At 64.7% G+C, this 14,871-nt stretch carries 9 protein-coding genes, 2 tRNA genes, 3 rRNA genes and 1 pseudogene; 12 read left to right on the top strand and 3 right to left on the bottom strand.

Annotated features, from left to right (window positions below; all coding sequences use genetic code 11):
- The first annotated feature begins 209 nt into the window (after positions 1-209).
- The 6 genes from H0E82_RS11565 to H0E82_RS11590 all read left to right on the top strand — a co-directional run bounded on the left by H0E82_RS11565 (position 210) and on the right by H0E82_RS11590 (position 8,314).
- A 16S ribosomal RNA gene (locus tag H0E82_RS11565) occupies positions 210-1,754 on the top strand.
- A 73-nt stretch (positions 1,755-1,827) separates the two neighbouring features.
- Positions 1,828-1,904: transfer RNA gene (locus H0E82_RS11570), tRNA-Ile, on the top strand.
- A 3-nt stretch (positions 1,905-1,907) separates the two neighbouring features.
- Positions 1,908-1,983: transfer RNA gene (locus H0E82_RS11575), tRNA-Ala, on the top strand.
- Between the two features lie 236 nt (positions 1,984-2,219).
- Positions 2,220-5,099, top strand: a 23S ribosomal RNA gene (locus H0E82_RS11580).
- Between the two features lie 171 nt (positions 5,100-5,270).
- A 5S ribosomal RNA gene (gene rrf, locus H0E82_RS11585) occupies positions 5,271-5,384 on the top strand.
- The 16S, 23S and 5S rRNA genes sit together here with 2 tRNA genes alongside, the layout of an rRNA operon.
- Positions 5,385-5,605: 221 nt before the next feature.
- Positions 5,606-8,314 (top strand): bifunctional acetate--CoA ligase family protein/GNAT family N-acetyltransferase, encoded by a 2,709-nt coding sequence (locus H0E82_RS11590; RefSeq protein WP_180545623.1) that lies wholly within the window; start codon positions 5,606-5,608, stop codon positions 8,312-8,314.
- A 5-nt stretch (positions 8,315-8,319) separates the two neighbouring features.
- On the opposite strand, the pseudogene H0E82_RS11595 reads toward H0E82_RS11590, so the two are convergent.
- Positions 8,320-8,490: pseudogene (locus H0E82_RS11595) on the bottom strand (HupB); the annotation flags it as partial.
- Between the two features lie 124 nt (positions 8,491-8,614).
- Between H0E82_RS11595 and dinB the strand changes: the two are divergent.
- Positions 8,615-9,682 carry a DNA polymerase IV gene (gene dinB / locus H0E82_RS11600; protein ID WP_180545624.1) on the top strand — a complete coding sequence of 356 codons (1,068 nt, stop codon included), beginning with the start codon at positions 8,615-8,617 and terminating at the stop codon, positions 9,680-9,682.
- A gap of 454 nt (positions 9,683-10,136) precedes the next feature.
- On the opposite strand, the gene H0E82_RS11605 is transcribed toward dinB, so the two are convergent.
- The gene (locus H0E82_RS11605) at positions 10,137-10,430 is read right to left on the bottom strand and encodes a DUF2218 domain-containing protein (RefSeq protein ID WP_180545625.1); all 294 of its coding nucleotides are present in this window, start codon (positions 10,428-10,430) and stop codon (positions 10,137-10,139) included.
- Between the two features lie 141 nt (positions 10,431-10,571).
- Between H0E82_RS11605 and gph the strand changes: the two genes are divergently transcribed.
- Entirely contained in the window at positions 10,572-11,246 is a 675-nt protein-coding gene (gph, locus tag H0E82_RS11610; protein WP_180545626.1) for a phosphoglycolate phosphatase, read from the top strand.
- Between the two features lie 19 nt (positions 11,247-11,265).
- Here the strand turns inward: gph and H0E82_RS11615 are convergent, their stop codons facing one another.
- Entirely contained in the window at positions 11,266-12,270 is a 1,005-nt protein-coding gene (locus H0E82_RS11615; protein ID WP_180545627.1) for a mitochondrial fission ELM1 family protein, read from the bottom strand.
- Positions 12,271-12,346: 76 nt separating this feature from the next.
- On the opposite strand from H0E82_RS11615, the gene H0E82_RS11620 reads away from it, so the two are divergent.
- From H0E82_RS11620 to H0E82_RS11635, 4 genes are all read left to right on the top strand, one after another.
- Entirely contained in the window at positions 12,347-12,934 is a 588-nt protein-coding gene (locus H0E82_RS11620; RefSeq protein ID WP_180545628.1) for a malonic semialdehyde reductase, read from the top strand.
- A gap of 62 nt (positions 12,935-12,996) precedes the next feature.
- Positions 12,997-13,704: a YceI family protein gene (locus H0E82_RS11625; RefSeq protein WP_180545629.1), complete on the top strand. Its 708-nt coding sequence runs from the start codon at positions 12,997-12,999 to the stop codon at positions 13,702-13,704.
- Between the two features lie 167 nt (positions 13,705-13,871).
- Positions 13,872-14,582, top strand: a complete 711-nt coding sequence (locus H0E82_RS11630; RefSeq protein ID WP_180545630.1) for a pirin family protein — start codon at positions 13,872-13,874, stop codon at positions 14,580-14,582.
- A 71-nt stretch (positions 14,583-14,653) separates the two neighbouring features.
- Positions 14,654-14,854 (top strand): zinc-finger domain-containing protein, encoded by a 201-nt coding sequence (locus H0E82_RS11635; RefSeq protein ID WP_180545631.1) that lies wholly within the window; start codon positions 14,654-14,656, stop codon positions 14,852-14,854.
- The last annotated feature ends 17 nt before the right edge of the window (positions 14,855-14,871 follow it).

Below are 14,871 nucleotides of genomic sequence, written 5' to 3' on the forward strand. Positions count from 1 at the left end.
AGCAGGCGCTGAGGCCGCTTCCGCAGATCTTTGACAGTGTGCGCAGGATACTTATGCGGACGTCTGGCTGGTGGTGTTAGTCCATTAGCAGACGTTCCAGAAAGAGCAAGAAAGATTCAACAGCATGCAAATGCTGGCGAGTAGTTCGGGCTCAGGAAGGACATCTGCACTCGAAGCATTAGACGTCACTTCGGTGATGTCGAAAATTTTAAGTGAAGAGTTTGATCCTGGCTCAGAGTGAACGCTGGCGGCAGGCCTAACACATGCAAGTCGAACGGCAGCACAGAGGAGCTTGCTCCTTGGGTGGCGAGTGGCGGACGGGTGAGGAATACATCGGAATCTGCCTATTTGTGGGGGATAACGTAGGGAAACTTACGCTAATACCGCATACGACCTACGGGTGAAAGCCGGGGACCTTCGGGCCTGGCGCAGATAGATGAGCCGATGTCGGATTAGCTAGTTGGCGGGGTAAAGGCCCACCAAGGCGACGATCCGTAGCTGGTCTGAGAGGATGATCAGCCACACTGGAACTGAGACACGGTCCAGACTCCTACGGGAGGCAGCAGTGGGGAATATTGGACAATGGGCGCAAGCCTGATCCAGCCATGCCGCGTGGGTGAAGAAGGCCTTCGGGTTGTAAAGCCCTTTTGTTGGGAAAGAAAAGCAGTCGGTTAATACCCGATTGTTCTGACGGTACCCAAAGAATAAGCACCGGCTAACTTCGTGCCAGCAGCCGCGGTAATACGAAGGGTGCAAGCGTTACTCGGAATTACTGGGCGTAAAGCGTGCGTAGGTGGTTTGTTAAGTCTGATGTGAAAGCCCTGGGCTCAACCTGGGAATTGCATTGGATACTGGCAGGCTAGAGTGCGGTAGAGGGTAGTGGAATTCCCGGTGTAGCAGTGAAATGCGTAGAGATCGGGAGGAACATCCGTGGCGAAGGCGACTACCTGGACCAGCACTGACACTGAGGCACGAAAGCGTGGGGAGCAAACAGGATTAGATACCCTGGTAGTCCACGCCCTAAACGATGCGAACTGGATGTTGGGTTCAATTAGGAACTCAGTATCGAAGCTAACGCGTTAAGTTCGCCGCCTGGGGAGTACGGTCGCAAGACTGAAACTCAAAGGAATTGACGGGGGCCCGCACAAGCGGTGGAGTATGTGGTTTAATTCGATGCAACGCGAAGAACCTTACCTGGCCTTGACATGCACGGAACTTTCCAGAGATGGATTGGTGCCTTCGGGAACCGTGACACAGGTGCTGCATGGCTGTCGTCAGCTCGTGTCGTGAGATGTTGGGTTAAGTCCCGCAACGAGCGCAACCCTTGTCCTTAGTTGCCAGCACGTAATGGTGGGAACTCTAAGGAGACCGCCGGTGACAAACCGGAGGAAGGTGGGGATGACGTCAAGTCATCATGGCCCTTACGGCCAGGGCTACACACGTACTACAATGGGAAGGACAGAGGGCTGCAAACCCGCGAGGGCAAGCCAATCCCAGAAACCTTCTCTCAGTCCGGATCGGAGTCTGCAACTCGACTCCGTGAAGTCGGAATCGCTAGTAATCGCAGATCAGCATTGCTGCGGTGAATACGTTCCCGGGCCTTGTACACACCGCCCGTCACACCATGGGAGTTTGTTGCACCAGAAGCAGGTAGCCTAACCGCAAGGGGGGCGCTTGCCACGGTGTGGCCGATGACTGGGGTGAAGTCGTAACAAGGTAGCCGTATCGGAAGGTGCGGCTGGATCACCTCCTTTAGAGACAAGGCTGCATCGCTTGTCCAGGCGTCCTCATAAGTAACCTGCACGATTGGTAATCAAGAGCACGACTGGGTCTGTAGCTCAGGTGGTTAGAGCGCACCCCTGATAAGGGTGAGGCCGGTGGTTCGAGTCCTCCCAGACCCACCACTTGGGGCCTTAGCTCAGCTGGGAGAGCACCTGCTTTGCAAGCAGGGGGTCGTCGGTTCGATCCCGACAGGCTCCACCATTTCTTGATTCGCCGATCGCTGCGCACACATCAGATTTGAATGGTGCCGGGCATTGTGGCCCGACACCGGTTCTTTGAAAAATAGGGAAGTAGCGAGCGTCTGAGACAAGTACTCAAACGTGTCGTGAGGCTAAGGCGGGGACCTCGAGTCCCTAAGAAATTGAGTCGTTATAGTTCGTGTCGATGCTTTGTACCCATCGACAGAAGTATGGCTCCGAGGCGACTTGGGGTTATATGGTCAAGCGAATAAGCGCACACGGTGGATGCCTTGGCGGTCAGAGGCGATGAAGGACGTGGTAGCCTGCGAAAAGTATCGGGGAGCTGGCAACAAGCTTTGATCCGGTAATGTCCGAATGGGGAAACCCACCTCCTAGGAGGTATCGTGCAGTGAATACATAGCTGTACGAGGCGAACGCGGTGAACTGAAATATCTAAGTAACCGTAGGAAAAGAAATCAACCGAGATTCCCTGAGTAGTGACGAGCGAACGGGGAACAGCCCAAAAGTCGATTTGGTTCTAGCAAAACGGTCCTGGAAAGACCGGCCATAGAAGGTGACAGCCCTGTATGCGAAAGGGCCATATCGATGAAATTGAGTAGGGCGGGGCACGAGAAACCCTGTCTGAACATGGGGGGACCATCCTCCAAGGCTAAATACTCCTGACCGACCGATAGTGAACCAGTACCGTGAGGGAAAGGCGAAAAGAACCCCGGAGAGGGGAGTGAAATAGACCCTGAAACCGTGTGCGTACAAGCAGTCGGAGCCCGCAAGGGTGACGGCGTACCTTTTGTATAATGGGTCAGCGACTTATTGTTCGTGGCAAGCTTAACCGTATAGGGGAGGCGAAGGGAAACCGAGTCTGATAAGGGCGCATAGTCGCGGGCAATAGACCCGAAACCGGGTGATCTAGTCATGCCCAGGGTGAAGGTTGAGTAACATCAACTGGAGGCCCGAACCCACTCCCGTTGCAAAGGTAGGGGATGAGGTGTGATTAGGAGTGAAAAGCTAATCGAACCCGGAGATAGCTGGTTCTCCTCGAAAGCTATTTAGGTAGCGCCTCATGTGAATCTTCCTGGGGGTAGAGCACTGTTATGGCTAGGGGGTCATTGCGACTTACCAAACCATTGCAAACTCCGAATACCAGGACAGACTGCATGGGAGACACACGGCGGGTGCTAACGTCCGTCGTGAAAAGGGAAACAACCCAGACCCACAGCTAAGGTCCCAAATTATCACTAAGTGGGAAACGATGTGGAAAGGCACAGACAGCCAGGAGGTTGGCTTAGAAGCAGCCACCCTTTAAAGAAAGCGTAATAGCTCACTGGTCGAGTCGGTCTGCGCGGAAGATTTAACGGGGCTAAGTGATAAACCGAAGCTTGGGGTGCATAACTTTGTTATGCGCGGTAGAGGAGCGTTCCGTAAGCCGTTGAAGGTGGATTGAGAAGTCTGCTGGAGGTATCGGAAGTGCGAATGCTGACATGAGTAACGATAATGGGGGTGAAAAGCCTCCACGCCGAAAGCCCAAGGTTTCCTTGCGCAACGTTAATCGACGCAGGGTGAGTCGGCCCCTAAGGCGAGGCAGAAATGCGTAGTCGATGGGAAGCTGGTTAATATTCCAGCACCTCGCATAAGTGCGATGGGGGGACGGAGAAGGTTAGGTCTACCAGGCGTTGGTTGTCCTGGAGAAAGGCGGTAGGAGTGGGTCTTAGGCAAATCCGGGACCCTTTAACTCCGAGCACCGAGACGAGCTCATTAGAGCGAAGTGACTGATACCACGCTTCCAGGAAAAGCCCCTAAGCTTCAGCTTATGCAGACCGTACCGTAAACCGACACAGGTGGGTAGGAAGAGAATTCTAAGGCGCTTGAGAGAACTCGGGTGAAGGAACTAGGCAACATAGCACCGTAACTTCGGGAGAAGGTGCGCCCTTGATCGTGGCCCATGCGGGCTACAGCGATCGGGGGCCGCAGTGACCAGGCCGCTGCGACTGTTTATCAAAAACACAGGACTCTGCAAACACGAAAGTGGACGTATAGGGTCTGACGCCTGCCCGGTGCCGGAAGGTTAATTGATGGGGTCAGCCGCAAGGCGAAGCTCTTGATCGAAGCCCCGGTAAACGGCGGCCGTAACTATAACGGTCCTAAGGTAGCGAAATTCCTTGTCGGGTAAGTTCCGACCTGCACGAATGGCGTAACGATGGCGGCGCTGTCTCCACCCGAGACTCAGTGAAATTGAAATCGCTGTGAAGATGCAGCGTTCCCGTGGCAAGACGGAAAGACCCCGTGAACCTTTACTATAGCTTTACATTGAACGTTGAGTTCGTCTGTGTAGGATAGGTGGGAGGCTATGAAACCCTGGCGCTAGCTGGGGTGGAGCCAACCTTGAAATACCACCCTGTCGTGCTTGACGTTCTAACCTAGGTCCGTTATCCGGATCGGGGACCATGTATGGTGGGTAGTTTGACTGGGGCGGTCTCCTCCCAAAGAGTAACGGAGGAGCTCGAAGGTACGCTCAGCGCGGTCGGACATCGCGCACTGTGTGCAAAGGCATAAGCGTGCTTGACTGCGAGATCGACGGATCAAGCAGGTAGGAAACTAGGACTTAGTGATCCGGTGGTTCTGTATGGAAGGGCCATCGCTCAACGGATAAAAGGTACTCCGGGGATAACAGGCTGATACCGCCCAAGAGTTCATATCGACGGCGGTGTTTGGCACCTCGATGTCGGCTCATCACATCCTGGGGCTGTAGTCGGTCCCAAGGGTATGGCTGTTCGCCATTTAAAGTGGTACGCGAGCTGGGTTCAGAACGTCGTGAGACAGTTCGGTCCCTATCTGCCATGGGCGTTGGAGATTTGAGAGGGGCTGCTCCTAGTACGAGAGGACCGGAGTGGACGAACCTCTGGTGTTCCGGTTGTCACGCCAGTGGCACTGCCGGGTAGCTATGTTCGGAAGCGATAACCGCTGAAAGCATCTAAGCGGGAAGCGCGCCTCAAGATGAGATCTCCCGGGAGCTTGACTCCCCTGAAGGAACCATCAAGACCAGGTGGTTGATAGGCTGGGTGTGTAAGTACAGCAATGTATTGAGCTAACCAGTACTAATGATCCGTGCGGCTTGACCATATAACCTCAAGTTGCTTCAACACGAAGCATCCTTGGCCTCCGCAACACGTGTGAGTCGAGTTTCAAATGTTCGCTACTTCCCAACCTCTGAGAGCGTGAGCGCTGTCAGTCCCACTGTCGATCGCATACCTGCGTCGAGAATCGGGCCGACCTGCGACCCTCCACCCTCTCCCTGGTGACTATAGCTGTATGGAACCACCCGATCCCATTCCGAACTCGGAAGTGAAACGTACATGCGCCGATGGTAGTGTGCATCTAGCATGCGAGAGTAGGTCATCGCCAGGGTCTTTACCCCGAAACCCCCGCCCACAAGGCGGGGGTTTCTTTTTGTCCGACATTTTGTCGATATTGCCCGGCCGGAATTGCCCGAGTGTGTTCGTTCGGTCGCTGCGCGGCGCAGATGCCACGCATGCTTCCACGCGCTGCGTCCGAGTGTGGAGCCGGATTGGCGACGAGCCCTCATGTATCGTCCAGGGTCCAGTCCGTCAGGGCATCCGCCTCCAGCGATGAGCGTCTACGCACTCGAATCCGTGTTCCGGCCGAGCGCCGTTGCCCTGGTCGGCGCCAGCCCGCGCCCGCGCTCGCTCGGGCGTCTGGTGCTGCAGCAGTTGCGCGAGGGCGGATTTGCCGGCGCGGTCGGTCTGGTCAACCCGCGCTATCCGCACATCGATGATCTGCCTTCCGTCGACCGGCTCGCGGCGCTGCCGTTCGTGCCCGAGCTGGTGATCATCGCCACACCGCCGAACGACGTCGTCGCCACAGCGCGTGACGCCGCTGACCGCGGCGCAAAGGCGGCGATCGTGCTCACACGCGACATGGGCGAGGGGTCGGATTCGTACAACGCGGCGCTGGGACGCCTGGCGCGCGAGCGGGGACTGCGCATCCTCGGGCCGAACTGTCTCGGTGTGATCGCACCACATGCCCGGCTGTTCGCGAGCTTCGCCGCCCATGCTCCGGCCAAGGGAGACCTTGCGCTGATTTCGCAGTCGGGCGCGGTCGCCGCCGGAATGCTGGAGTGGAGCCGCCCGCGCGGGATCGGGTTCTCGGCGGTGGTGTCGGTGGGAGATGCGGTCGATGTCGATTTTGCAGACCTGCTGGACTACTTCGCCGTCGACCGCCACACCCGGGCGATTCTGCTCTACGTCGAACACATCCGCGACGCACGCAAGTTCCTGAGCGCCGCGCGGGCTGCGGCGCGCGCGAAGCCGGTCGTTGTGGTCAAGCCGGGGCGGCACGCACGACGCGCGGACACGATGACGCACGCGGCCGCCCTGGCGACGCCCGACGCGGTCTACGACGCCGCGTTCCGGCGTGCGGGTCTGCTCCGCGTCCATGCGCTCGACGAACTGTTCGCTGCTGCCGAGACGCTGTCGCACCTGCACATCCCGCAAGGCAAGCGGCTGGCGGTGATGACCAATGGCGTCGGCGTCGGCAAGCTCGCGCTCGACCGGCTCATCGAGATGGGTGGTGAGCGCGCCGAGCTGGGCGCCAGCACGATGGACCGCCTGGACCGGGTGTTGCCGAACGGCTGGTCGCGCCGCAACGCGGTCGACGTATTGGGCGATGCGGACGGGGCCCGCTACGCGGAGGCACTGGATGCGCTGCTCGACGACAGCGCCAGCGATGCGGTGCTGGTGATGCATGTGCCGACCGTGCTGTCCGCACCCCGGGACACGGCGGCTGCGGTCGCCTCGGTGCTGGCGAAGCGGCGAGACGATCGACCCCGGAAGCCTGCGCTGGCCGCATGGGTCGGCGACGACGCGGCGGCGCGCCGGGTACTCGGGGCGACGGGCATCCCGGTGTTCGAGAGCGAAGCCGATGCCGTGCGCGGCTTCATGTACCTCGTACGCCACCGGGAGGTCCAGCACGCCCTGATGGAGACGCCCCCGAGTCTGCCGGACGACGTCGTGGCCGATGTCGGCGCGGCGCGGGCCGTCGTCGAGTCGGCACTGGCGGATGGGCGCGCCTGGCTCGACCCGGCCGCCGTCGAGCAGTTGTTCGCGGCCTATGCGATCCCGCTCGCGCGCGGCATCCCGTGCGCGGATGCCGAGGCAGCCGGCGCGGCAGCGCAGCCGTGGCTCGCCGAAGGCGGCGCTGTGGCGGTCAAGGTGTGGTCGGTCGACATTCCGCACAAATCGGAGGTCGACGGCGTGCGTCTCGGCCTCGCCAGCGCGGAGGCGGTGCGCGCGGCGGCCCACACGGTGCTGGCACGTGCCCGTGCCCTTCGCCCCGATGCGCGGATCGACGGCGTGACCGTGCATCCGATGGTGGTGCGGCCCAAGGCCCGTGAGCTGATCGCAGGGATCGCCGATGACCCCACCTTCGGTCCGGTGCTGGTGTTCGGACGTGGCGGTACTGCGGTGGAGCTGATCGACGACGTCGCCTTGGCCCTGCCTCCGCTCGACCTGCGCCTGGCCCACGAACTGATCGGGCGCACCCGGGTCTCGCGTCTCCTCAAGGCCTACCGGGACGTGCCCGCGGCCGACGAGCGTGCGATCGCACTGCTGCTGGTGAAGCTGGCGCAGATGGCTGCCGATATTCCCGAGCTGAGCAGCGTCGACGTCAATCCGCTGCTCGCCGATGGCGACGGCGTGATCGCGCTGGACGCGCGTGTCGGCATCGCGCCGGTGCGCCGACTGCATCGCGGACGCGGTCACCCGCGCTTCGCGATCTTCCCGTATCCCAGCGAGTGGGAACGCAGCATCACGCTCGCCAATGGAACGGCCGCGCTGGTGCGGCCGGTGCGGCCCGAAGACGACGGCATGTTCCGCCGGTTCTTCGAGAAGGTCAGTGCCGAAGACCTGCGGTTGCGGTTCTTCAGCGCGGTCCGGCACTTCAGCCACGAGTTCATCGCGCGGCTCACCCAGCTCGATTACGCACGATCGATCGCGCTCGCCGCGATCGATCCGGCCAGTGGCGAAATGCTCGGCGCGGTGCGCCTGCTGGCCGATGCCAACTACGACACCGGTGAGTACGGAATCATGGTCCGCTCCGATCTCAAGGGCGCAGGCCTGGGCTGGCGGCTGATGCGGATCATGATCGAGTACGCGGCCTGGCTGGGCCTGCGCACCGTGGAAGGCCAGGTCCTGCGTGAGAACACCACGATGCTGGCCATGTGCCGCGAACTCGGATTCGCGGTGACCACCGATCCCGACGACGCCACCGTCGCCATCGTCCGGCTCCAGGTGACCGGGGGGCCACCCGGACGGGATTAGGACTTCTTGCGCCCCGCCCCCGACTGATTGCCCCCGCCGTCGTGCTTGTTGACCGTGGCCCAGGCGATCCGTTCGGCGTCGTCCTTCGAGCGGCCCTTGTCGCGCTCCGATTCCTCGATGTGCTCGGCCTTGCGTTTCTGCTTGTCGGTGTAGGACGACTTGTCGCCGCGGCCCATGGTCGTGCTCCGTGAATGGACGCGCACAGGCTGCGCGGCGCGGTGTGATCGCCGGGTCGATGGCCCGGTGCCGCAGTACCTGCGGTGATGCAGCGCCTGCGACGCGGAGGCCGATAATGTGCAGGTGCGCAAGATCCTCCACATCGACATGGACGCGTTCTACGCCTCGGTCGAGCAGCGTGACGATCCGGCGTTGCGCGGCCGGCCGGTGGTCGTGGCCTGGCGCGGGGCGCGTTCGGTGGTCTGCGCCGCCTCGTACGAGGCACGGCCCTACGGCATCCGATCGGCGATGCCGGCGGTCACCGCAGAGCGGCTGTGTCCGCACGCGGTGTTCGTGCCGCCGGACTTCGCACGCTACAAGACGGTGTCGCGCCAGGTGCGCGAGATCTTCCTCGAACACACCGATCTCGTGCAGCCCCTGTCGCTCGACGAGGCCTACCTCGACGTCACTGCGCCCAAGCGGCCCTCTCCGAGCGCGACCGCCACGGCCGAAGCGATCCGCGCGCAGATCCGCCAGACCACCGGATTGACCGCGTCGGCCGGCGTGGCGCCCAACAAATTCCTGGCCAAGATCGCCTCGGACTGGCGCAAGCCCGACGGGCTGTTCGTGGTCAAGCCGGGCCAGGTCGATGCGTTTCTCGCGCCGCTGAAGGTCGGTCTGATTCCCGGGGTGGGCAAGGTGATGGAGACGAAACTCAATGCGCTGGGGGTGGCGACCGTCGGCGATCTGCGCGGCCTTGCGCGCGACGAACTGGAACTGCGCTTCGGCAGCTTCGGCGCGCGTCTGTACCAGCGCGCACGCGGCATCGACGAGCGGCCGGTGGAGCCCGACCAGCCGGTGCAGTCGATCTCGTCGGAGGATACGTTCGAGACGGATCTGCCGATGGACGCGCTGGCGCCGATGATCGAACGCCTGGCGGAAAAGACCTGGCTGGCCACCCGCAAGACCGAACGCGTCGGCCGCACCGTGGTGCTGAAACTCAAGACCGCCCAGTTCCGGATCCTGACCCGGAGCTTCACGCCCGAGACGCCGCCTGCATCGCAGGCGGAACTCACCCGCATCGCCCTGGCATTGCGTGCACGTGTCGAGCTGCCCGCATCGACGCGCTATCGCCTCGTGGGGGTCGGCCTCGGCGGGTTCCGCGAGCGCGAGGAGCTGCCGATGCAGGCCGGGCTGTTCGGCGGGGGTTAGCCGCACCCGGCAGTGACGGCCCGCGTGTGCAGCTAGCTCGCGACCGCCCCGCAGCGGTGCGCGGGAGCATGTGGAGACCGTCGGCGTCGGCAGGCGGCGGCCGCTTGGCGCATAAGGACGGCAGGAGCCGTTCCGGCGCAGCGAGCTGGCCGTCCGGCCGGGGTGCCGCCCGCAGCGATCGCACCATCACCACGGGCGGCGTCTTCGACGCAGCAACGCGCCTGTGTCATGAAGCCGCCGGACTCGACATCGACCCGCGCGCCGCCACCCCTGCGGGCGCGCCCCGGATCGGAATGCCCGGCGCTCCGCCGTGCGGCAGCGATCGACGACCAGGCATGCCCGCGCGTCAGCAGCGGGGACGCGGCATGCGGGTGAGAAACAGGCCGGGCGACATGACCCCGATCACTCCATACCGGGTTGGCCTCAGCGCGCGCCGGGCCGGCCCGGCGGATGCTCAGGCCGTCTGCCAGTCGAATGCCAGCGTCTCGTCACGCGCGAAGCGCTGCAGGTGGTTCTCGATGACGCCCTGGTAGCGCGTCATGCTCCCGGCGTCATCCAGTGCCAGCACGATACGCAAGGTCTCGCCATGCACGCGGAAGTCGGCGCCCTGGCCCGCATCGACGAAGGGGATGAACGCGTGGGTGTCGTCGTCGCGACGGATCTCGAACTTGTGACGCCAGTGATTGCACAGCGTGCGCAGCAAACGCGGCGCATCGTTGGAGCGGGTGGTCGTGGTGGTACTCGGCATCGGAGCCTCCGTGGCTGGGTGGCGGCAGCATAGGCGCTCGCCTGCCGCGGGCGCGTCCGCGTGGCCCGACAGTGTGTTGCACACGCCTGCGCAGCGCGGCATCGCGCACACTGGCGCGCCCCGTCGCAAGGATCCTTCCGGATGACTGCAGATGCTTCCGCCCGCCGCTTTCCCTGGCCGGTCGTGTTGTTCGACCTCGACGGCACCCTGGTCGACACCGCCTCCGACATCGCGGCGTCGGTCAATCGGCTGCTGGTCGAACTGGGACACCCGCCGGTCGACGAGGCCACGGTGCGCAGCTGGATCGGCGACGGTGCAGGTCAGCTGGTCGGCCAGGCGCTGCGCCATGCCGGCGATGGACGCGATGTCGCCACCGTCATGCCGCGTTTTCTCGAGCATTACCGCGACTGCCTGCTGCTCGACCCGGCGCTCTACCCCGGGGTCGAGCGCACCTTGCAGGCGCTGCAGGCCGACGGCGTGCGGATGGCGGTCTGCACCAACAAGCCGGTCCCGTTCGTGGCGCCGCTGCTGGACGCGATGGGGATCACGCCGTACTTCGAGGCCGTGCTCGGCGCCGGCGAGCTGCCCGAGCGCAAGCCCGATCCCGCACCGCTGCTGCATCTGGCCGACCGGTTCGACGTGCCGATCGCGTCGTGCCTGATGGTGGGCGACTCGTCGGCCGATGCCGGGGCCGCGATCGCGGCCGGCGCGCCGCTGGTGATGGTGGGCTACGGCTACCGCCGCAGTTTCGATCTGCACGGCTGCGGTGCGCTCGCGGTGATCGACCGATTCGAACAGCTGCTCGAGCTGCGCTGACGCGCGCGCGGCCCGGTGACTACGCCCGACCTCGGGACTCCAGGGCCAGGCGCGTTCGGATCACGGCGGCGACCCGCGCCGTCTCGCGCAACGGCGTCACCGCGCCGTGCGGCATGACCTCAGCGCCGAGCAGGTGCACGCGCCCCCCTGCGAGCAGGCCGTCGACGAAGCGGCGCGGGCGCCCGCCGACGCGCCCGGGCTCGAACACCGCCACCGGCACCCGCGTGGCGCAGGCCTCCGACAGCATGTTCACAGAATCGGCCGAGCACACCAGGCGGTCGGCCCAGGCCAGCACGCCGGGGTAGGGATTCGGACCGTCACGCTCGTCGGCCCAGACCAGCGCCGCCTGCCCGCCGTACCGGGCCCGCAACGCCTCGCGCACCGGCGGCGGGGTGCGCCGCGAACCCACCAGCATCAGGCTGCCGCCGTCGGCTGCGGACAGCGCGTCCAGCCGGTCGGCGAGGGCGGTGAACGCGTCGACGTCGAAGCGCCCATGGCGCGAATCACCACCCAGCAGGACGCCGGTGCGTGGTCCGGGCAGGCGGGTGAAGCCGGGATGCGCGGCCCGCGCCGCTTCGAGCCAGACGTCGTCCACCGGATGCAGGCTTCCGCGCATCACCACCACGTTCTCACCACGAAGCGCGTCGTGCTCAGGGACCACGACGAGGTCCCAGTGACGGGGCGCGAGGCGCGGATCCAGGATCTGCACCGTCCGCGCACCGTGGGCGCCGAGCAGGCGCGTCGCCAGTGCCGCCTGCCGGCCGCATCCGATCGCGAGGCGTGGCGGTGCACGCAACAGCGCATCGAAGTCCGGACCGTAGGCGGCACCTGCGAACGGCAGCTGCCGCGGCGCGAGCCAGCGCCAGGGCGCCCGGGGCGTCAGCAGGGTCGTGCGCGCGGTTGGGTCCAGGGCGCGCGCAAGCGCGTCGGCCTGGCGCATGTTCCCGGCCCGCGCGTCGCTGATTGCGCACGTCTGCGCGTAATCGGGTCCTCCGGTCGCGATTCGTTCCATCAATGTGACCATCCGTTCCGGTCGCCGGCCGTGTGCGCGCGCCGCAGGACTCTACACTGCGGGCCAGTTCCGACGATCCGAGACTTCCATGACCGACGTCCTGTCCGATGCCGCGCTCGACCAGTTGTTCCGCACCGCCCGTACCTACAACGGCTTCAGCGGCGAGATCGACGAGGCGACCCTGCGGCGGCTTTACGACCTGCTCAAGTTCGCACCGACCTCGGCCAATTCGTCGCCTGCCCGCTTCGTCTTCGTGAAGTCGCCCGAGGGCAAGGCCCGGCTCGCGCCCGCGCTCAGCGAGGGCAATTACGAAAAGACCATGTCGGCCCCGGTGACGGTGATCGTGGGCCACGACGAGGACTTTCACGAGAAGCTGCCGTTCCTCTTCCCGCATGCGGACGCCAAGAGCTGGTTCGACGGCCCACGCGAGAACCGCCGCGACACCGCGTTCCGCAACGGAAGCCTGCAGGGCGCCTATCTCATCCTGGCCGCCCGCGCCCTGGGCCTCGATACCGGCGCGATGTCGGGCTTCGACAGCGCCAAGGTGGACGCCGAATTCTTCGCCGGCACCACCACCAAGTCGAATTTTCTGATCAACCTCGGCATCGGCGATCCGGCCAGCCTGTATCCGCGCTCGCCGCGCCTGCCGTTCGACGAGGCCGCGCGCATCGTCTGAGCCGTCGTCACCCGCCCACGTCGTACCGCTGCCCGCCGCCCCACCCCATCTGAGGACTGACCATGCGTAGCCCCCGACTCCTGTTGCTCCCCCTGTCCGCCGCGCTGGTGCTGGCCGCCTGCGCCAACCAGGATGCCCCCGCCCCCGGCACTGCCGGAGACGCCGCCCCGCCCGCGGCGACCGCGCCGGCCGATCCGGCGGGCACGACCGCCGAGACCATCACCGGCGTATCGGGGACCTACATCCTCGACCCCAAGCACACCGACGTGATCGCGCAGTGGAGCCATTTCGGCTTCTCCAATCCGATTGCCCATTTCGGTGAAGTCGATGGTCGCATCGTCTACGACGCCGACAACGTGGCCAATTCGTCCGTCGAGGTGACGCTGCCGCTGTCGGGGCTCAACTCGCACGTGGGCGATTTCGACGAGCACCTGCGCAGCGCCGACTTCTTCGACGCCGCCAACTACCCTACCGCGACCTTCCGCAGCACCGCGGTCGAGCGCGCGGGCGCGAATGCGCTCAGGGTCACCGGCGATCTGACCATCAAGGACATCACGCGTCCGGTGGTGCTCGATGTGACCATCAACAAGTTCGGCGAGCAGCCGATGGCGAAGCGGCCGGCGGCCGGCTTCGATGCGGTGGCGACCATCAAGCGCAGCGACTTCGGTGTGGGCGCGTACGCGCCGAACGTCAGCGACGAGGTGCAGCTGCGCATCACGACCGAGGCGGTCGTCGCAGAAGGTGCGCCGGCGGCCACGCCGGCCGGCTGACGTCGCGACGACCGGACGTGCCGGTCGCCCGCGCTGCCGCCGTCGCGCGTCGTGGGCGCCCGTGCCGGGCGCCTGCGGCCCGCGAACCGGCAGCGCAACCGCAAAGGTGCGGCCGCCTGGCACTCGCCCGGCGAGAGGCCGCGCGGCCCCACACGAGGAGGTCCCTCATGAAGCTCCATCGCCCGGCCGATAGCCGGGGCCACGTCCGCACCGGCTGGCTCGACAGCCGCCACACCTTTTCGTTCGGCCATTTCCACGATCCGGATTGGATGGGCTTCGGTCCGCTGCGGGTCATCAACGAGGATCGGGTCGCCCCCGGCGCGGGGTTCCCGTCGCACGGCCACGCCAACATGGAGATCCTCAGCTACGTGCTCGAAGGCGCGCTGGCGCACAAGGACAGTCACGGCGGCGAAGGGACCCTGCGTCCCGGCGAGCTGCAGTGGATGGGCGCCGGGCACGGCATCGAGCACAGCGAGTTCAACGCGTCGCCCGACGCGCCTGTGCACTTCCTGCAGATCTGGATCCAGCCCGATCGCGTGAACCTGCCGCCGGGCCATGCGCAGCGCAGCTTCGACGGCGGCGACCGGCGTGGGCGCTGGGCCCTGCTCGCGTCACCGGACGGCGCCGACGGCAGTCTCGCGATCCGCCAGCAGGCCACATTGCACGGCGCATGGCTCGGCGCAGCCGAACGCGTCGACGTCGCCCTGGCGCCCGACCGACGCTACTGGCTGCAGGTGGCGCGCGGCGACGTGCGGGTGGACGGCGAGATCCTCTCGGCCGGTGATGCGCTGGGCTGGGTGGACGAGGCATCGACGCTGTCGCTGGAGGGGGCCGGAGCCGACATCGCCGACATTCTGTTGTTCACATTGCCGCGCTGAGCATCCGCGCTGCCGGCCCGTGCACGGGGGCGCGCTAGAATGTCCGCCTTCCACGCCCGATCGATGCCGTCATGACCGCAGCCCACGTCCAGCCGACGCAAGCCAACGCCGCCAAGCAGTACGAGGTGCGCCGCGCCGACCTGCCGTTGAGCTGCCCGCTGCCGTCGATGGCCCTGTGGAACTCGCACCCCCGGGTGTACATGCCGATCGAGGCCGAGGGCGGGCAGTCCGACTGCCCGTACTGCGGCGCCCATTTCGTCCTCGTCGGCTGAGGCCGGCCGCGCGCGCC

It is taken from the genome of Luteimonas deserti (genome assembly GCF_013425765.1).
GTDB classification, from domain to species: Bacteria; Pseudomonadota; Gammaproteobacteria; order Xanthomonadales; family Xanthomonadaceae; genus Luteimonas; species Luteimonas deserti.